The 18064-nt window shown below is 38.6% G+C and carries 20 protein-coding genes and 1 riboswitch; of the genes, 6 read left to right on the top strand and 14 right to left on the bottom strand.

Annotated elements, in window-relative coordinates; genetic code table 11:
• Nucleotides 1–57: 57 nt before the first annotated feature.
• From V7K69_RS16775 to V7K69_RS16760, 4 genes are all read right to left on the bottom strand, one after another.
• Nucleotides 58–615 (bottom strand): FcoT family thioesterase, encoded by a 558-nt coding sequence (locus V7K69_RS16775; protein ID WP_335036250.1) that lies wholly within the window; start codon nt 613–615, stop codon nt 58–60.
• An 85-nt stretch (nt 616–700) separates the two neighbouring features.
• A complete protein-coding gene (gene scoE, locus V7K69_RS16770; RefSeq protein WP_335036248.1) occupies nt 701–1579 on the bottom strand; it encodes a (3R)-3-[(carboxymethyl)amino]fatty acid oxygenase/decarboxylase in 879 nt (292 codons plus the stop codon).
• A 54-nt stretch (nt 1580–1633) separates the two neighbouring features.
• Nucleotides 1634–2890: an MFS transporter gene (locus tag V7K69_RS16765; RefSeq protein ID WP_335036245.1), complete on the bottom strand. Its 1257-nt coding sequence runs from the start codon at nt 2888–2890 to the stop codon at nt 1634–1636.
• A gap of 94 nt (nt 2891–2984) precedes the next feature.
• Nucleotides 2985–4562 (bottom strand): long-chain-fatty-acid--CoA ligase, encoded by a 1578-nt coding sequence (locus V7K69_RS16760; protein WP_335036243.1) that lies wholly within the window; start codon nt 4560–4562, stop codon nt 2985–2987.
• A gap of 963 nt (nt 4563–5525) precedes the next feature.
• On the opposite strand from V7K69_RS16760, the gene V7K69_RS16755 reads away from it, so the two are divergent.
• From V7K69_RS16755 to V7K69_RS16735, 5 genes are all read left to right on the top strand, one after another.
• Nucleotides 5526–8036, top strand: a complete 2511-nt coding sequence (locus V7K69_RS16755; protein ID WP_335036241.1) for a TonB-dependent receptor domain-containing protein — start codon at nt 5526–5528, stop codon at nt 8034–8036.
• A gap of 75 nt (nt 8037–8111) precedes the next feature.
• On the top strand, nt 8112–9293 hold the full coding sequence (locus tag V7K69_RS16750) for an MFS transporter (RefSeq protein ID WP_335036239.1): 1182 nt from the start codon (nt 8112–8114) through the stop codon (nt 9291–9293).
• A gap of 431 nt (nt 9294–9724) precedes the next feature.
• Complete coding sequence (locus V7K69_RS16745; protein WP_335036237.1) at nt 9725–11065, top strand: transposase; 1341 nt, start codon at nt 9725–9727, stop codon at nt 11063–11065.
• Between the two features lie 35 nt (nt 11066–11100).
• On the top strand, nt 11101–11292 hold the full coding sequence (locus tag V7K69_RS16740; protein WP_335036235.1) for a high light inducible protein: 192 nt from the start codon (nt 11101–11103) through the stop codon (nt 11290–11292).
• 62 nt (nt 11293–11354) lie between these two features.
• A complete protein-coding gene (locus tag V7K69_RS16735) occupies nt 11355–11594 on the top strand; it encodes a hypothetical protein (RefSeq protein ID WP_228676276.1) in 240 nt (79 codons plus the stop codon).
• Nucleotides 11595–11717: 123 nt separating this feature from the next.
• Here the strand turns inward: V7K69_RS16735 and V7K69_RS16730 are convergent, their stop codons facing one another.
• From V7K69_RS16730 to V7K69_RS16695, 8 genes are all read right to left on the bottom strand, one after another.
• A complete protein-coding gene (locus V7K69_RS16730) occupies nt 11718–12551 on the bottom strand; it encodes an energy-coupling factor ABC transporter ATP-binding protein (RefSeq protein ID WP_335036228.1) in 834 nt (277 codons plus the stop codon).
• The gene (gene cbiQ, locus V7K69_RS16725) at nt 12526–13338 is read right to left on the bottom strand and encodes a cobalt ECF transporter T component CbiQ (RefSeq protein WP_335036226.1); all 813 of its coding nucleotides are present in this window, start codon (nt 13336–13338) and stop codon (nt 12526–12528) included. Before cbiQ ends, V7K69_RS16730 begins: the two co-directional genes overlap by 26 nt.
• Nucleotides 13335–13637: an energy-coupling factor ABC transporter substrate-binding protein gene (locus tag V7K69_RS16720; RefSeq protein WP_335036224.1), complete on the bottom strand. Its 303-nt coding sequence runs from the start codon at nt 13635–13637 to the stop codon at nt 13335–13337. Before V7K69_RS16720 ends, cbiQ begins: the two co-directional genes overlap by 4 nt.
• Nucleotides 13624–14403 (bottom strand): energy-coupling factor ABC transporter permease, encoded by a 780-nt coding sequence (locus V7K69_RS16715; RefSeq protein WP_335036222.1) that lies wholly within the window; start codon nt 14401–14403, stop codon nt 13624–13626. Before V7K69_RS16715 ends, V7K69_RS16720 begins: the two co-directional genes overlap by 14 nt.
• 26 nt (nt 14404–14429) lie before the next feature.
• A riboswitch (cobalamin riboswitch) is annotated at nt 14430–14593 on the bottom strand.
• A gap of 335 nt (nt 14594–14928) precedes the next feature.
• A complete protein-coding gene (locus V7K69_RS16710; RefSeq protein ID WP_335036220.1) occupies nt 14929–15231 on the bottom strand; it encodes a hypothetical protein in 303 nt (100 codons plus the stop codon).
• Between the two features lie 6 nt (nt 15232–15237).
• Nucleotides 15238–15603, bottom strand: coding sequence for a four helix bundle protein (locus V7K69_RS16705; RefSeq protein ID WP_100902383.1), 366 nt, complete (start codon nt 15601–15603; stop codon nt 15238–15240).
• On the bottom strand, nt 15587–15829 hold the full coding sequence (locus tag V7K69_RS16700) for a hypothetical protein (RefSeq protein ID WP_335036218.1): 243 nt from the start codon (nt 15827–15829) through the stop codon (nt 15587–15589). The genes V7K69_RS16705 and V7K69_RS16700 overlap by 17 nt, the downstream gene beginning before the upstream one ends.
• Nucleotides 15826–16221 carry an ASCH domain-containing protein gene (locus tag V7K69_RS16695; RefSeq protein WP_335036216.1) on the bottom strand — a complete coding sequence of 132 codons (396 nt, stop codon included), beginning with the start codon at nt 16219–16221 and terminating at the stop codon, nt 15826–15828. The genes V7K69_RS16700 and V7K69_RS16695 overlap by 4 nt, the downstream gene beginning before the upstream one ends.
• On the opposite strand from V7K69_RS16695, the gene V7K69_RS16690 reads away from it, so the two are divergent.
• Nucleotides 16220–16342 (top strand): hypothetical protein, encoded by a 123-nt coding sequence (locus tag V7K69_RS16690; RefSeq protein WP_335036213.1) that lies wholly within the window; start codon nt 16220–16222, stop codon nt 16340–16342. The genes V7K69_RS16695 and V7K69_RS16690 overlap by 2 nt on opposite strands.
• Nucleotides 16343–16675: 333 nt before the next feature.
• Here the strand turns inward: V7K69_RS16690 and V7K69_RS16685 are convergent, their stop codons facing one another.
• Nucleotides 16676–17503 carry an Rpn family recombination-promoting nuclease/putative transposase gene (locus tag V7K69_RS16685; protein ID WP_335036211.1) on the bottom strand — a complete coding sequence of 276 codons (828 nt, stop codon included), beginning with the start codon at nt 17501–17503 and terminating at the stop codon, nt 16676–16678.
• 224 nt (nt 17504–17727) lie between these two features.
• Nucleotides 17728–18064: DnaB-like helicase C-terminal domain-containing protein (locus V7K69_RS16680; protein ID WP_335036209.1), on the bottom strand; the 337-nt coding region annotated here is incomplete at its 5' end.

Raw genomic sequence — 18064 nt, 5'->3', positions numbered from 1 at the left:
ATTTGCGTTCTCTTCTCTGCGCCTAGAGCGTGAAAAAATGGATTAATTAGAGTTAAACTATTGCGGAGAATTTACAATAGCTAATTTTACATTACCACTGCAATTACCATCTTTATCATCCCAATAACGACATTTAGTAACTATATACATCATCCCAGATTTAATCCGAATATTAGTAAACTCAATCTCACCCCAAAACTGAGAAGACTGCATAGCACGTCGAAAGGAACTTTCAAAATTCACAATATAGACATCCGGTAGCTGTTTATTCCAATAATCTGCCATAGTCCACGACTGAAATGATGCCATCAGTCTTTCTTTTACAGATTTAGCTATGACATAATACATCATTTGGTTGTAGCAAATATTGAACTCTACTGAATTCAAATGACCAGTGTCATCGATATAACATGATTCTGAAATCGAGAATTCACATCGTCCGATTACACGTCCCCCATGCTGAGGATCGCCCTCTTTAGTTATTTCAGCAAATTTAAGATACTGACAATGAGCTTTATAAGGTTTGAGGACTTGTGTTAGTAAGATGTCATCATTATTGAAGTGGATACTATTTTCTTGGATGCTTTGTTGACTTGAATCTTGAAATTTCAACATGATATTTTACCTTAGTTAAATGACTATTTTGCTGGGAGTTGATGATTCGCAAAGTTGTAAAGAGTTGGAGGTGAGATTTTTGAAACTATAATTGATAAAAAGGATAGCTATCATGCAAGGTCAATCGAAATGTAATCGCTGGCTCCGAATTTGCAGCATAGTGGGCGCAATGTACTAGAGAGCGATTATCCCAAATCCGCACATCCCCTAATTCAAATTCATGGTGTTCGATTAATGGATATTTAAAACTTTTGTCTAACTGACCGGAATGAGTCAATAACGTTTGGAGAATATTTATATCTTGCGGTTTTCCCTCTAAATCATCTATGCGATAAGTAAACCCCTCGGTAATGTAGAGGATGGTTTCTCCTGTAACAGGATGAGTAAAAGTCGTTGGATGCTTTGCGGGAGGTGTGACTCGTTCAATCTCGTCCAATATCTCCGAAATCGGACGATAAACATCTTCAGGACGAATTTTAAAAAAACGTCTGACACTGTGATAACAACTCGACTGATTGGCAATGGATTTTAGGTCATCTGGTAAACTTTGATATACTTTAGACATATTAATAAAGTAAGTGCCACGCTCCTTACTAGGAAGGATCTGAGGATATACCATTGAAAATGCAAATGGCCTCGGCATAAATGCATAATCAGCGTGCCAAAATTTCCCAGTCTTGGGAACTCCCACTTGCTGACCATTGTCAGAAACATTGGAGGAAACAAAAATCTCTTCCCTTTCTGGATGGTGATACATTGGCTGATAGTATTTTTCTACCTCCCCAAGACGATACCCAAAATCGCAATACTCATCAGGTGATAAATCTTGCTCCTTGAGTACCACAATTTTGTATTCATATATCAGTTGCTTAAGATCCTCAATATCTCCATCTGAAGCAGTTTTGTAATTAAAGTCATAAACAACAACTCCCATTCGCTGATTGTCTTGATATTGAACTTTCATAGTTTTCTCACTCGCTTCACGGGAAAATTAATAAATCAAACTGGATTTATATAGTTAACTAATCTTACGTACTGATGAATTTGCTGCCAAACAAAGACTTGTAAGTAGCATGATACTACCTGCAACAGTAAACATAATTGTCAGATTTAAATTAACTAAAAAACCAGCTAAAGCAAAGGAAACAGGAGCAACACCAAAAGCAGAAAACATTCCCAAACTCATAACTCTTCCTAACATTTCAGGTTGGGTTTGTTTCTGAATCCAAGTAATTCCTACCACAGTAAAAATACAACTGCAAAATCCCAGCACTGCAATTGTGATACTAGCTAGTGCTATATTGCCAATAAAGCCAAGTAAAAACAAACCAAAGCCTTGAACACTCGCAATAGTCAGCAGTAAAACTCCGATGTTGGGAAGATTTTTGACAAATTGAGGTGTGAGTGTCCCAATTAACCCACCACCACCCCAAGCTGATTGCAATATTCCTAAAGCTACTGCACCACCTGGGAAGCGACTATGAGCTAGTGAAGTCATCCCAACTTGTAATGGCCCAATAAATAGAAAATTGAGGATTACCATTACCAGCAAAAAGATTCTCAGAGGCTGATTGTGCCATGCGTAGTAAAATCCCTCACGCATACCAGCAATCAAATTCATAGTTTTTTTAGTTGAAGCAAAATTTTGATTTAATTCCCCATTCAATGCTGTTGCTTTTGCTGTTGTTCCCTTCATGAGCAAAAGCGTGATAGTTGTGATGGCGAAAGTGATGCCATCAATTACAAATGCTACCTCAATCCCCGTAGTTGCAATGAGCAAACCACCCAAAGCCGGCCCAATGAGCAAAATCAGTTGGGAAGTTCCTTGACTTAAAGTATTACTTGCTATTAACTGTTCTTTTGAAACCAGACTGGGGATAATTGATTTAGATGCAGGTATAAACAAGCCATCAAATATGCCGAAGCCCGCAGCAAAAAAGTAAATATGCCATAGTTGAATCACTTTAAGCGCAACGATGGTTGCAAATAAAACGACTAGTAAACCACGTAAAGCATTGGAAACCAACATCACTAATCGTGGTGAAAAGCGGTCGCTCACCACACCACCAAATAGCATCAAAACAGCACGGGGAATCGCCGCACTCATTAACACTGTACCTAACGTGATCCCAGAGTTAGTTAACTGTATTGTTAACCAAGGCAATGCAATAATGTAAAACTGATCGCCTAGAAGCGAAACAGTCTCACCAATGTACAGAAGTAAGAAGTTGCGTACAGTTAGTGGTTTCCAAAGCGGAACTTTAGAATTTTTCATTTGTCATTTCTCATTTCTTCCTCTGTGTTCCTCTGCGTAAACCTCAGCGTGACTCTGCGTTTTAAAATAAACCCAAACATTTGGGATACTCCCTTTAATTCACACGACGTTCATAGCCTTGCCAATATTTCTCCCGAATTTTGGCCTTTTGCAATTTACCACTAGGCGTTCTGGGCAAAGATTCAGTAAATTCAACGCTTCTAGGTAATTTAAAATCAGCAATTTTACCCCGAACAAAATTAATAATATCTAATGCGGTTGCTTTCATTCCTATTTTTAAAACCACAACCGCTTTGATTGCTTCTCCAAAATCTTCATCTGGAACACCAATGACTGCTACCTCTCTGATGGCTGGATGTTCGTATAAAATATTTTCAATTTCTGCTGGATAGACATTTTCACCACCATAAAGAATCATGTCTTTAAAGCGATCGCAAATGTAAATGTAACCTTCTTCGTCAAAGTAACCAGCATCACCAGTATGAATCCAGCCATCTACTAAGGTTTTTGCTGTAGCTTCAGGTAATTTCCAATAACCAATCATATTTGCAGGAGATTTGATACAAACTTCACCCACTTGAGGGCAAGATAGTTCTTTACCTTCACTGTTGATGATGGCTACCGATACACCAGGAAAGGGTTTACCCGCAGCTTTGAGGATGTTTTTATTTGTAGATGTATGAGCTTGTGCAGGTAAAGAGACAGCACAATTGCCAGTTTCCGTCATTCCATATATCTGCACAAAATTACAACCAAATGTAGCGATCGCACTTTTGAGTGATGATTCAGCTATGGGAGAACCCCCATAAATAATGTATTCTAGTGATGAAAAATCTGTTTTTTGGCATAATGGTTCGTTCAACAGAGCTTGAATCATGGCTGGAACCATAAATGTCTTAGTGATGCGGTACTTTTCAATCGCTTCGAGAACCTCAACGCCGATAAAATTTTCTAAGACAATATTTTCTGCTCCGGCTGCTAAACCACGAATCGCCCACCATAAACTACCGATATGGAATAAAGATAAGGTCAGCAAACTCTTGTCAGTTGCATTCCAATTTATCCAGGTTTCGCCTCGTTGAGCAAATTCTTTAGCGATCGCAAAAAAACTGTAATGTCCTAGCTGGACACCTTTAGGTCTTCCAGTAGTGCCACTAGTATACATTTGTACGGCTACATCGTTGGCTGCAACAGCAACATTTGGTGGAGCGTCACTATGTTCCTGTGACCAGGTATCGTAACTCAGGCAATTGCCGTCAATTTTTTCTAAGGCAATAATGGTTTTAACACCGTCAATCTCATTTCTAATCGATGCTACTAACTGATAAAATTCCGCCCCAACAAAAAGAATTTCAACATTAGCATCCCTGAGAATATAGCTTATTTCAGCAGCAGCTAAACGCCAATTAATCGGTACAAAAACAGCTTTTATTTTGCAACAAGCAAATAAAATCTCATACGTCTTAAGTAAATCTTTAGCTAAAAATGCTACTCGCGCACCTGGTTGAATTCCTTGGGTTAATAGTGAATTTGCAACTTGATTACTTCTTTGATCTAATTGTATATAAGTAAGTAAATTATCTTTGAATATTAATGCCCTAGCATCTGGAAATTGAGATGCTTGCACGCGCGGTAAATCTGCCAACGTTATTATTTCACTGTTATACATCATCGACATTTATCAGAAAATTGCTCAGGTTTTTTTGTGCAGTCGTAACAAGCTATGTGAATCTATTACTAGCAGCCATATAAAGTAAAGATTTTACTTTTTTATTCAGATACTCAACTAAGTTCCGCAAATTGGCTGGGAGAAATTCTGCATTTTCAACTTTATTTTACTGCATTATTTCATACACTTTTTTCAGCTTTAAAAAGTTTGTATTACCTATTTTTATTTTTATGGTTAAGTTTCATCAATTAATTTGAAATGCCTTGAAATTTTTATTTAAAAAAAAATTAAGTACTAGGGCTTAAGCTAATACAGATTTTAGAGTATTGTCAATCTAAAATCTCTTTATCTTAACGAGTATAAAGTACTACATATTAGCTTTGGCTATTTATTTTTTTTTATTCCAATTAATTAGAAGTTAAAAAATATACTCTCATCAGGTATCAAGTCCAACGCATCTAAAGTATAATAATCCCTTAATAGCAAGGGTTTAGGTGGTTCAAAATCTAGGTTATTTTTGATCAATATCCTTGTCCAGCAAAACTTTCAGAGATTAAGTGCGTTGTTTATAATCTGTTTTCAAGCTTTGATACGTATAAAAGAACTATAGTATTAAATAATACTGTTTATTTCTAGCATATTTATTGATAATTAATCTTATATATTTTAATTTTGCTATAGAAGAATTTTGATATTTGACAATAAGTCAAATGAATCTTAAATGCTTGTTGACTAATAGTTTTGAAAGTATATCAATCAACTGATTTCGTCCATAAGAATAATTAATCAATCAGTAATTTTCAAGCTAGAACGCGATTTAGAAGTTTGACAGTTTGTCATTTGACACATTTACCACAAAGCCAAACAATTTAGTACATAAACGCTTTAGTTAATTTGCTACTAATAGCTTTATTTTTGTCAACTTTTATTGACAATTTGAGATTACTTTTTTGGTGTGAGGATTAAATGAGGAAACTGTATCTACTGGGAAATTTAGGACTAGCTATCATACTTGCCATATTTATAAATCAACAAGCTTTAGCTGTCACAAAAGAAGATCAAATTCCCCAAGTTTCAGATATTAAGCTGACTCACACAAGTGTCAAGGAGTGGCTAGCTCAACAAGAACAGTCTACTATTCTAATAACAGGGATAAAGTTGAATCAGACGGCTAGTGGGTTAGAAGTTGTTTTAGAAACATCTGCATCTGACAAGCTGCAAGCCACAACTAAAATAGAAGGTAATAGCTTTATTGCAAATATTCCCAATGCACAGCTGCGTTTAGCAAGTGGTAATACCTTCCGTCAAGAAACGCCAGTTGCGGGAATTACGGAAGTCTTGGCGGCAAATCAGGATGCAAATAGTATCCAAATTACTATAGTGGGGACAACACAAGCTCCAAAAGTAGAACTATTTGACAGCGATGAAGGTTTAGTTTTAGGGGTGACACCAACAACACCTGAAACTCAACCATCAGCCGATAGCCAAAAACCTAATGAACCAGATATTGAACTAACTGTTACCGCCCAAAAACGACCGGAAAATGCACAGAATGTACCCATTAGTGTTACGGTAATCCCTCGTCAGGAAATAGAAGATGCTCAAATCGATTCTTTGATTGATATTGCCAATCAAACGCCCAACTTTAACTTTCTTCCCACATCTTCCGGTGGTACAGAGTTTAGTAATTATAGTTTGCGGGGTTTGAACAATCAAAATTTCCTTACCGCTCAGGATAGCGTTGCCTTTTACATCGATGATATTCCAATTGACTATAACGGCTTTCTAGACTTGGCTTTACTCGATCTAGAACAAATAGAAGTGCTAAGAGGCCCTCAAAGTACGCTATACGGCCGAAATAGTTCTGGTGGGGTCGTCAATATCATTTCCAGACAAGCAACGCCAGAACCAGAAACACGAATTAGTGCAAGTTACGGTAGATATAACAGCCGCGAATTCCAATTCTCTCTCAACGATGCTTTGGTTGACGATAAACTATCACTGAGAATTGCGGGAGCTTACAGAGGACAGGATGGATTTATTAAGAACCTAGCCACAGGTAATGAAATAGGCGAGCGATCGCGCCTAGCTGCAAGAGCGCAACTCCTGTGGACACCTACACCGGATTGGACAGTATCTTTTAATAGCTATAACAGCTTTACAGATGATGGTAATCCAACCTACAACAAGTTAAATCCTTCTGACCCATTCGAGGTTAATTTACAAACTGAAGGATACAATAAGCTAGATACAAATACCCAAGCTTTAAAAATCGGTTACAACGGCGAGGGTTTCCGAGCCACATCTATCACGGCACGTCGTTTTACCCATCAAGAAAACGTTGTTCCAGGAAGCACAGGAGCAGTACAAATTATTGATGGTATTGACTCCACATTATGGACGCAGGAATTACGTTTCCAATCTCCGGAAACGGCAAAGCGTTTTCAATGGTTGTTAGGTAGTTACTACGAATCTCGTGACTTTAACGTTGGCGATGCTCAAACCGACTTTCCTGGATTTGGAAGATTTAGACGTACTGGAGACGATTATCGTCAAACATATGCAGTATTTGGACAAGTAGATTATCAGCTTATAGAACCATTAACTGTATTTGCTGGTTTACGTTACGAATCTAGTGATGCATCTTCAGATAGTACTTATGATTTAGTAAACGCTGACGGAACTCTCACTCCCCAGCGTCCGGCATTTAACAATGAAAAAGTCAGTAATAATGCCTTGATTCCCCGCTTCGGTTTGAAATATCAATTCAATCCTAATTTAATGGGATACGTAACTATTGCTAAAGGTTACAGACCGGGTGGATTAAACTATCGCGCCAATAGCGAAGCAGAACTGCGATTTGGAGAAGAAAAAACCTGGAGTTATGAAATCGGTTTGAAATCTTCTTGGTTGAGCGATCGTTTAATTGCCAACCTATCAGTCTTTCACAATGATGTAAATAACTATCAAGTTTTGCAATATGACGAGAGTGGGTTTTTTGGCAGAGTTAGCAATGTTGACCTGAAAGCCACAGGAGTAGAATTTGAACTGAAAGCCAAACCAGCTAAGGGATTCGATTTAACTGCATCAGTTGGTTATGTAGATAGTATATATAAAAACTACCTAAATTCTGATACAGGTGTAGACCTAAGCAATAATCAAGTTCCCCTATCCCCACAATTTACCTATAATTTAGCTGCTCAATATCGCAGTCAGTCCGGCTTATTTGCTCGTGCAGAATTGCGTGGTTATGGGATTACTTATTTTGATGATGCGAACCAAATCAAGCAAGAACCTTATGCCTTAGTTAATGCCCGCATTGGTTATGAAGCTGAGAAATATGGCATTTATTTATATGCAAATAACTTGTTTGATACTCGCTACATCACCTCTGGATACTTATTCCCAGTACCGGATGGAACCGCAGGATTTGGCGATCCCGTGACCTATGGCGTGCAAGTTAAAGCTAATTTCTAATTTAATTGTTGTAGCGATGGTGAAAAATAATTTTTCCTGTCGCTATTTTTGATTTGTTATCCTCTGCATATTGCTATGCTTGCTAAATTAATCCTGCTCGCCGCACTTTATACTACTCAATTCATTCCGACAACCTTTTTTATCCAAACCGTACCTGTTTTTATGCGACAACAAAATATGTCGCTGGATGCTATAGGGTTGTTAAGTTTTCTTATTCTTCCCTCAGCGTTAAAATTTCTGTGGTCGCCTTTTATTGACCGCTACAGTTTGCCAAAGTTAGGACATTATCGCGGTTGGATTATCTGTTTTCAACTTTTGTTAGCACTTGTAACATTTGGATGTGGATTTATTGATATTCAAGAGAATTTCACTATCTTAGTTTTTTGTATGTTTCTCGCTTTTTTATTCTCCGCCAGCCAAGACATTGCAACTGATGCGTTAGCAGTAAATTTACTCGAACCGCGAGAAAGAGGATTAGGAAACGCTATTCAAGCTGGGGGAAATGTTTTTGGCGCTATTATTGGTGGAGGTGGAGCGCTGATTTTACTAGATAGAATCGGCTGGCGGTATAGCTTGATAATTATGTCAGTTGTAATTTTACTAACTTTAATTCCAGTAATATTGTATAAAGAACAAGTTAGTAAGAAATCTCAGAAATCAAACTTTTTTAAATCTTATTTTCAACCTTTTATCAACTTTCTCTCGCGTCCCAAAGCATTACCTTGGCTTTTCGTAGTATTGCTATATATGGGAGGCGAAATGATGTCAGGTACAATGCTCCGTCCACTTTTTGTTGATAGAGGCTTGTCGCTCTCAGATATTGGCTTAATGTTGGGTATTGTCAGCTACAGTGTCCGTATTGTTAGTGCTTTGATTGCAGGAGTTTTGATTACCCACTTGGGAAGATTACGTTCCCTAGCTCTATTTGGCTTTGCCGCTAGCATGGTGACACTTTTGTATATCATACCTGCAATTGGTATCAGTAGTTTACCTGTACTGTATGCTGTTAGTATCACAGTCAATGCAGCCCAAAGTATGGCATATACTGCATTACTAAGTGCCATGATGGATAAATGCGAACCAGCAACAGCCGCTACTGATTATACATTTCAGGTGTCAGTAGTATACATTGGCGGAATTGCTGCTTCAGTTCTGAGTGGTGCGATCGCCAGTGCTACGGGATATACGTTTATGTTTATCATTAGTGCAGCCTTGAGTTTATTGAGCGTATTACTAATAACCAACTTGCGGTCATAGAAGCAACACATTCACAAGGTATACAGCCCTCTGGCTACATCGGATTGGTTAAAAAACCTGACCAAAGTCCTACTAATCATGTTCTTTAAATTGTCAGAGGCGATTCTCCCACAACGGAGACGCTACGCGAAGGTTACGGTATCTTCGATTTCTTTTAGTACGGATAACCGTCATTTTTATTCGTGTCAAGTAGTTGCAAAAAATATTTACATATTGTTATATTTGGTTACATAAGCAAGTAAAGGAAAAAAGACATGACAACAATACCTTAGCCAAAATAAGAGGATGAAGAGATAGGGCTGCCGTAGTAGAATTATTGTCTTTGTATAAATTTCCAAGCTTGGGTGCGATGGCAAACTTTGAAGAGATAGGGCTGCCGTAGTAGAGTTATTGTCTCTGACAACGACAACTCAAACACTACTGTTCAGCCCATGCCCGATATCTTATCACTGTTACAATGCCTGCTACCGCAGATCAACGCGACAACCATGCGGCAATTTAACCAAATAATCCTGGCTATGTTAGCGATGAGCGGACGAGTCACAATGTTGGGGATCTCTCGTTGGGCAGGCACTGGTGGTAGTTATCGGACGATGTTGAGATTCTTTCATACAGTAATCCCTTGGGCAACGTTGTTTTGGCTATTTTTCCGCAAGCATTTATTCCGTGCGAATGAGGTATATTTGCTTGCAGGAGATGAAGTTGTAGTGAGTAAATCAGGTAAAAAGACTTATGGGTTGGATAGATTCTTTTCCAGCCTAGCAAGTAAACCAATATTAGGGCTATCTTTCTTTACATTATCATTAGTAAGTGTTGAACAAAGGCACTCGTTCCCGATTCGGATAGAACAGGTAATCAAGAGCGATGTAGAAAAAAGTAGCCTGTCATCAAGCCTAGAAATAAAACCATTAGAGAAACGTAAGAGTGGAAGACCAAAAGGGAGTAAAAACAAGAATAAAACAGAGGTTATTCTCACATCTGAATTGCTAAGAATTAAGAAGATGATTAATGAGCAAGTCTTGTTAATAGCTAACTTTATCCCTCTGACATACTTAGTATTAGATGGTCATTTTGGGAACAATAATGCTTTGCAGATGGCACGTCTTGTTAACTTGCACATAATTTCTAAGTTGCGCCACGATTCAGCATTATATATACCTTATCAACATCCTGACTCCAATAAGCGCTCTCGTCGTAAATACGGCGATAAAATTGACTACTGTAACATACCTGATAAGTATTTATGTAAAAGTAGTATGGAGGATGAAGTCCAAACTGATGTTTATCAATGCACTCTCCTTCACAAGGAATTTGCCCAAGCACTGAATATAGTTATTTTGGTCAAAATCAATCTTAAAACTAATGCTCGTAGTCATATAATCCTATTTTCTAGCGACCTAAATTTGTCATACGAAAAGATAATCGACTACTACAGACTGCGCTTCCAAATTGAGTTTAACTTCCGTGATGCCAAGCAATTTTGGGGATTGGAAGATTTTATGAATCTGAGCCAAACTGCTGTGGCTAATTCTGCTAATTTAGCATTTTTCATGGTCAATTTATCCCACTATCTTCTCGCTGATTTCCAGCAACTCAATCCCGGTTCCGGCATTATTGACCTTAAGGCTTACCATCGTGGTTTTCGATATGTTCGTGAAATGTTAAAAATGCTTCCCGAAATCCCTGAGCCTATTTTATTAACCCAGATTTTTGCCAAGCTTACTGCTTTAGGACGTATTCATCCCGTTTCCACTGGTGTTGAACCCTCGTAGATTGGCAGAGGTATTGGACAAGCAAAGGCTTTACCATGAACGAACTCGGTCAACTCAACAACTTTGCAATTGAACCAAAGGTTTATGTAGATAAAACCCCAAGAGCAGGTTTTACCGAGTACGCCGAGAAACTCAATGGGCGTTTGGCGATGATTGGTTTTGTCTCACTCATAGCTGTAGAAGTTGTCACAGGACACGGCTTGATTGGATGGCTGACAAACCTATAACTAAATCTGAATATTTAAGAATTTCACTCAATTAACCGATAGAAAATCACCAGAGGATAGCTATGAAAACTGATTTTGATTTCCCTAAAAAAGATTTAATTGGCCCCGTTGTTTTTCGCCCCGATTTCAACAACTTTGAAACAATTAACGTTAACCAAGCCTGGTCATTATTTTTCAGTGCAGGTCAAGATGATAAAGTACTGGGAGAAGAAACTGAATTAGGCAAGTTTTTCACTAACCTTTTAATTGCTGTGGGAGTAACAGGAACTCTTTGGGCAATCTATTTCAGCAATTTGGCATAAAAAGTTGGCTTCAGGTTTTAAGTTGAATAAATATATCCGAAGTCTTGGTGGACATAACCAAGACTTATTTTAAATTACGGAGAATAAATATTGCTACTCTAGAAGAAGCGACTAACAGTATAATCAGGAAAAATTACGAAATCGCTCTAATATCCTTTGTCGCACTCGTTCTATAACTACTCCTTCCTCAGCAGATAGCCCATCAAATAATATCTCATATATCAATGGTACGCCCAACTCTAACTCTGATAAAAGTGTACGCTGGCTAAATACATCTGGTGGTTTACCTTCTAGCATCAGCTGTCCTTGATCTATGACAAAAACCCAATCTGCCCACCGATAGACTAAATCCAAATCATGGGTTGCCATCAACAAAGTGGTTCCATCTTGATGAATTTTTTTCAAAGTTGCTATCAAGTTGCGAGTATGTTTTATATCTAAATATGCAGTTGGCTCATCCAACACCAACAGTTCCGGTTGCAGCACCATCACATCGGCTATAGAAACTCGCTTTTTTTGTCCTAAACTCAGATGATGTACTGGTCTTTCTGCTAAAGTAGTCAATTCAAATTCAACTAATGCTTGTTCTACTCGATCTTTAATTTCTGGTTCTGGTAAACCTAAATTGCACAAACCGTAAGATATATCTTCCTCAACAGTGGAAGCTACTAATTGTTGTTCTGGGTCTTGAAATACTAGTCCAACTTTCTGCCTTAAATTACTCAGATAATTCCGATTATAACTTAACGGTTCACCACGCCAACTTACAGTGCCAGAATCAGGTTTATATAGACCGTTGGCTAACAAGAATAGTGTCGTTTTACCACAACCATTCTGACCAATTAATGCACACCTTTTGCCAGATGGAATTTTCAGTGTTAGACCATTCAAAGCTGATTGCTGTGCGCCAGTATAGGTGTAATATACCTGCTCAAATTCGAGTAAATATTCCTGCATTTCGCCAAAACTCTAATCCTATTAATCCTATGCAGCCGCAAATGGCTTCGATGATATATCGTGCTTGGGGACGATAGCGACGAGGATGCCAAACTCGAAATTCACTCACAAAACCCCGTGCTTGTAATCCGAGAGAGAACTGACTATATTTTTGTAAGGTTCGCTGTAATAGTTGTCCGATTAGTAGTGCTAAACTTTTCATCCCACTTCTCCAAGTACGGTAGCCACCACGGGAATTTTGTGCTGTCCACAATTCATTGGCTGTGTTCAGCAGAATGAAAATAAACCGATACATTAATAATAATAAATCGGTTAAAAGCACTGGAAATTTTAAGTAACGCAGAGTTTGTAAAATTTCAGTAAAAGGGACAGTTAGCATGAGAAAATATAGGCAAGAAACAGAGGCTAAAGCTCTGGTTAAAATTCCCAATGCTTGGATAGTTCCACTATGGCTGATATAAATATAGAAGTGTCCGAGAGTTAGTCCATACCATGAATCTAATTTTACACTTTGTAAATCAGTAATTGCAACTCCATTCACCATCAGCGCTGGTAAACTTGTTAAACAAAAAACTATGGTGAACATTAACAAACGAAAATAAACACCAGCCGGAATCCTTGCATAAATAACTGTCCAAACACCCATCCAAAGCGCTATTAAAATTTGCACTAGTGGATGGGTAGCAAGGGAAATAGCAAGAGTAGTAAATGCAAAAATTAGTTTATGTTCTGGTGGCAATCTTCGCAGTCGATTGGTATAAGCTAAAGTATCTAGTTGCAGGCTCATTCTTCCCGTTTTTGTTGTTGGGAACGTCCTTTATACAACCCAATTGCATAACCGACTACTCCTGCACCTAAAGCTGCTTGCGAAGCAAATAATAAACTTTCTATTTCACTACTAGCGGGTTCAAAAAATGATTTAAACCAGGGTTTATATCCAGGTTGTATTTCAGTAATTGCTTTTTCTGCTTTGTCATCGGAACCGACAAATTCGCCACCATGCACAAATATTAACGGTGCAACTGCTAAAGCTAATACAGCTACTACCAACAGCCAGTTACTCAACCCTTTTTTAGATTGACTCATTTCCTTGGGGTTCCCGTTTGATTAATTTCAACAATTCTAATTCTTGAGGATTATAAGATTGCAGCCAGTTCCATACCAATACAGTTAGCAATCCTTCACTAATTGCTAAGGGGACTTGAGTTATAGCAAAAATTCCGGCGAATTTGGCAAATGAAGCGATAAATCCGCCAACAGGTGCAGGGAAAGCTAGGGCGAGTTGGATGGAAGTGATAATGTAGGTGAGTAAATCTGCGATCGCAGCTGCTAGAAATATGGCGATTTTTTGTTTACCACCCAACTTTATTGTCAGATTATATATCCAGTAAGCTGCAAATGGCCCTGCGATCGCCATCGAAAAAGCATTTGCCCCCAGCGTCGTCAAGCCACCATGCGCCAGTAACAAAGCTTGAAACAACAATACTAAGCTACCCAAAACTGACATAGTAAGGGGGCCAAAAAGCACCGCACCTAATCCCGTCCCTGTTGGGTGAGAACAGCTACCTGTGACGGAAGGGATTTTTAACGCTGACAGCACGAAAGTAAAAGCACCAGCCAAGCCCAGCAGTAGTTTCAGTTCCGGGTTAGCTTGGGTAATGCGAGTCAGACTACGCAATCCTAGTAGAAAAAATGGTGATGCTACAATCCACCAAAAAACTGCCCACTGCACAGGTAAAAAACCTTCCATAATGTGCATGGCGTAGGCGGGTTTGGGTAAACCAACTACTAGATAAAAACTGATAATTGCCATCAGGGTTAGACTGACTAACGCCTGTTTTTTTCTTTTCATAATCTGTACCTCGCAGATTTATGTAAACGAATTGATTCTAACCGGCGGGCATCCTGACTCACCTAATGTTGGTTCACAGTTGCGGGACAGCGCCGGATTTTCACCGGACTTTCCCCCTTGCGTCCGATAGTGTAGCGTGGCGTTTAGCCATTGGCTGCTCCTCATCAGAACCGATTGGAGTAACTATATCACTATTACCAATTTTGAACAGCGATTTTTTATTAGGTATTCACAAAGCGTAGATCGCAGTGCAGAAGTGATGTTAACAACTTCAGATGAGCGGACATTGACTGCCTTTGTGAACCCTTACACGGAAGAAGTCTTAGGGGAGCGTGACGAAAATAATAATTTCTCACTCGTAAGATTCACAGCAGAGTAAGAGGAAAGAAAAAGCGAATTTTTAAATTTCATACTTGAGTTCAGCAACGCCCGTTTTTGGTCAACTTGCTTGTAGTCCACTGAACGTGTGGTAAAGAGCTACACTCGGTTTGACAATAGCTGGAACAATTTTCTCACAAACCATTCTTACGCCTGATAAATTCCGTGCTGTTGTCCCTCCTGACTGGACTTTAGACTGCACAAATAATCAATCCGTTTCCAAGCGATCGCAGCTTGCCTTGGAGAACAACTCAAACCATAAGTGCGACGGGCATCATAATTACCCTTGATTCCCTTGGCTACTCCAACGGGAATCCCAAAAGCCACCTCACGAATGCCGGGTTGATAGCTTCGGTCTTCATGAGAGAGCCGTACTTGCGTAATCTGATTTCCAATTTGGTCTGCCCAGGGGGTCAAACCAATTCGCAATTCGCAATTCGCAATTCGCAATTAATTTCATTGCTTGATTTTCTCTTTAACTTTTCGAGTAGATGCAACTAAGATTTTTCCAATTTCTCTAGTTTCTTGAAGTAAGGATTCAAACTTGTTTTTATCAACCAATTCTGCCTCGATTAATATTTCTAACCAATATTCAGTCTCTCTTTCTTCTTTAAGCGCAATTTCTAATTTGCTCAGAAAATCTTTATCAGATTGGGCAGATTGAGCTTCTTTAACGTTTGCACCTATAGAAGTACCACTTCGGAGTAACTGTTTTGATAATGTTCGACAAACTCCGGGTTTTTCATCTAAAAAAGTACAAGCTTTAACTATTCTTATTGCCAAAGCTTTCGTTCTATCAGCAATACTAATTTTTTGATTCATTTCTTTTACTCCTAGTTAATAATTGCGAATTGCGAATTGATTCTTGGTAGTTGGTAATATCTGCGTGGATTGGAATTCCTGGTTGTTCATGGCGCAGTTGTGATTGAGAATAAGGGGAGATTTCGACAAATTGCTGGACTTGGAATTTGTAAGATAGACCTGCGGCTGATATTCCGTGGTGGCAGAGTCCGCCGATGCCGGAGAAAAGCGAGAGGACAGATTTCATAAGGCGATCGCACTCCTGACCAGTTCATCTGGCACTTCAAATATCCCCAATCGCCCAATGTAAGGAATTGGTGTAATCTCGCGTGGATTCTCTAGCTTCCAGTGGTATTGCATGGGCATTCTCCAGCCAGATGCAACTTGTGAAAACTTGCAATCCACTATTGTGACTATACCGATGACTTGACCGCGACGGAGAGAGATTAACTCTGGGATTACTACCCCCATCCCTTGGCAAAATTCTCTCGCTAGCTGGTACTCTTTCTTGGTACAGGTTTTGGCGGCGTGGATCAGAATGTCGCCGCGATAATGAATGGGCCAGCCTCGGTTTTCTATGTTTTTGGTGGAGTGAATGATTGCCCATGCCCAGGGTTGGCGAACGGATAGCGCTTTCATGGGTTTTAAAACTCCAGTAATTGAATGTATGCGTCTAATGCTGCGATCGCTGGATATGGATGTGGCTTTGATTGGACTCCGTTGCTTTCTTGTGGCGGTAATCCCTTTTATTACTTTTTAAAAAACTCTGTATTTTATTCACGATTTCTACTATCAAAATTCAGTTCTATCTTTTGATAAAATAAAACTTATCCTTTTGGGAGAGTAAGACCTATCCCTAATAGTCAGGAAACATTGAATGTAATACACAATCATAGTCGTATATTCTTTGATTCATGAAAGCCGAGGATTGCGTCCATACCCCTCCGGCTTTTTTGTATTTATCAACTAATCATTAATGAAGTGTGAGCAAATTAGAGTTAGTTAATGTTGGTGTAGAGCAGAGATTATAAATCTAATTCGTAATTCATAATTCGTAGTTCGTAATTCATAGTTAAGAATTACGAACTATAAATTAGTAATTATTTGGTTGTTGGTCTAACCAAACTATTAAATCCTCAACGGAGGAAAAATCTAATAATGCTTCTCCTAAAGTTTCCAATTGTTCAACAGACAAGACTCTAACTCTTTCAATATTTGATGAATCAATCTCACCAAAACGTCTATTTAATTGGCGAAGAATCAAACGTTCTTCACCTTGTTTACTACCTTTTTGCAAAATATCTTGATAGATAACAGATTCCTGCATAATATCCTCCCGTAAAAATTGACGAATTAAATCTTTTTCAAACCTTAAACCTGCAAATATCTCTGTACATCCAGCAATGTTCTGCCTTTCATCCCTATCTGGAATTTTAGCGATATTTTGAGCTACTTGGGATAATAAAGTTGCTGGGGAATCAGTTCGAGTTAAAGGCGCAAGAGGTAGTAACGCTGGATTATCCAGAAACAAAGCTGAATCTTGTTCCCATAACCGTATAACTTGATAACGGTGACTTGTGAACTCATCTATGTATTCTTCAGTAAATGCAATAGGGTCACTACTTTGTTGTAAGAAGATTACGACTTGGGTTACTGGTGTGTTATATTGCCGTTTCAATCTCACGTAATAGTCTAATACCCGCAAAGGAATTGGCGGATTAGATTTGGGGAGAGTCTGAAACTCAATATGCAAAATCCGACTACTTGTTTGCAAAAATGTGACATAATCTGCGCGGATTGGCTCTATTGAAAGTTCAGTTTTAAGTACTGTAACTTCTGTAGTTTTATCTGGTAGCAACCACTTGGCAAACTCGGCTGGATACAATTCAGCTAAGTACTTAGCAGTATTATCGTAACTCAATTTTTTCACCCTTATTTTAATGGAAATTTAGTTCTTAGCAAGCTCAATGATTTTGTTTACTTTGTCAATGGTCAGGAAATTCATCTTTATCATAATCTTCTCCTCCTTTTGGATTTAGACTAAACCAATAGTACTTTTTTAATTGTTATATTTTCTGCCTGATTCCGTTGCTGGAGTGCTTCTTAAATGAACAGTTACAATGCTTAGGTTAACTCTTGTTGTATTTAATATTGAGATTTAGCTAAGTTCTTAAACTGTCCAAATCGTTCATCAAACAAGAGATTAACAGTTGTCTCACTACTAAACCGACTTTTCAAAACTGAAACTTCAAAAATGCCTTTTTGGGTGGTCTGTTTATCGTAGTAATCTTCTCGATACAAACCCAACATCACAGCAGCTTCTTGTTCAAATCCTCCAGATTCTCGAAAATCAGCTTTGGTTGGACGCTTTTCGGAACGGGAATCAACTGGGAGCATCCACTTTTGGCAGAAACACTCAAATAGCAAGTAAACCATTAAGATAAGCACAACGAATAGAGAGGATGTGATTAACACTATCAAC

Origin of the sequence: Nostoc sp., assembly GCF_036917775.1 — a bacterium.
Taxonomy (GTDB): domain Bacteria; phylum Cyanobacteriota; class Cyanobacteriia; order Cyanobacteriales; family Nostocaceae; genus Nostoc.
This window is presented reverse-complemented; position numbering and strand designations above follow the sequence as displayed.

What these genes read in the sequence shown, in the direction of transcription:
- V7K69_RS16775 (WP_335036250.1), bottom strand. Translation starts at nt 615, where the DNA reads ATGTTGAAATTTCAAGATTCAAGTCAACAAAGCATCCAAGAAAATAGT.
- scoE (WP_335036248.1), bottom strand. Translation starts at nt 1,579, where the DNA reads ATGAAAGTTCAATATCAAGACAATCAGCGAATGGGAGTTGTTGTTTAT.
- V7K69_RS16765 (WP_335036245.1), bottom strand. Translation starts at nt 2,890, where the DNA reads ATGAAAAATTCTAAAGTTCCGCTTTGGAAACCACTAACTGTACGCAAC.
- V7K69_RS16760 (WP_335036243.1), bottom strand. Translation starts at nt 4,562, where the DNA reads ATGATGTATAACAGTGAAATAATAACGTTGGCAGATTTACCGCGCGTG.
- V7K69_RS16755 (WP_335036241.1), top strand. Translation starts at nt 5,526, where the DNA reads ATGAGGAAACTGTATCTACTGGGAAATTTAGGACTAGCTATCATACTT.
- V7K69_RS16750 (WP_335036239.1), top strand. Translation starts at nt 8,112, where the DNA reads ATGCTTGCTAAATTAATCCTGCTCGCCGCACTTTATACTACTCAATTC.
- V7K69_RS16745 (WP_335036237.1), top strand. Translation starts at nt 9,725, where the DNA reads ATGCCCGATATCTTATCACTGTTACAATGCCTGCTACCGCAGATCAAC.
- V7K69_RS16740 (WP_335036235.1), top strand. Translation starts at nt 11,101, where the DNA reads ATGAACGAACTCGGTCAACTCAACAACTTTGCAATTGAACCAAAGGTT.
- V7K69_RS16735 (WP_228676276.1), top strand. Translation starts at nt 11,355, where the DNA reads ATGAAAACTGATTTTGATTTCCCTAAAAAAGATTTAATTGGCCCCGTT.
- V7K69_RS16730 (WP_335036228.1), bottom strand. Translation starts at nt 12,551, where the DNA reads ATGCAGGAATATTTACTCGAATTTGAGCAGGTATATTACACCTATACT.
- cbiQ (WP_335036226.1), bottom strand. Translation starts at nt 13,338, where the DNA reads ATGAGCCTGCAACTAGATACTTTAGCTTATACCAATCGACTGCGAAGA.
- V7K69_RS16720 (WP_335036224.1), bottom strand. Translation starts at nt 13,637, where the DNA reads ATGAGTCAATCTAAAAAAGGGTTGAGTAACTGGCTGTTGGTAGTAGCT.
- V7K69_RS16715 (WP_335036222.1), bottom strand. Translation starts at nt 14,403, where the DNA reads ATGAAAAGAAAAAAACAGGCGTTAGTCAGTCTAACCCTGATGGCAATT.
- V7K69_RS16705 (WP_100902383.1), bottom strand. Translation starts at nt 15,603, where the DNA reads ATGAATCAAAAAATTAGTATTGCTGATAGAACGAAAGCTTTGGCAATA.
- V7K69_RS16700 (WP_335036218.1), bottom strand. Translation starts at nt 15,829, where the DNA reads ATGAAATCTGTCCTCTCGCTTTTCTCCGGCATCGGCGGACTCTGCCAC.
- V7K69_RS16690 (WP_335036213.1), top strand. Translation starts at nt 16,220, where the DNA reads ATGGGTTTTAAAACTCCAGTAATTGAATGTATGCGTCTAATGCTGCGA.
- V7K69_RS16695 (WP_335036216.1), bottom strand. Translation starts at nt 16,221, where the DNA reads ATGAAAGCGCTATCCGTTCGCCAACCCTGGGCATGGGCAATCATTCAC.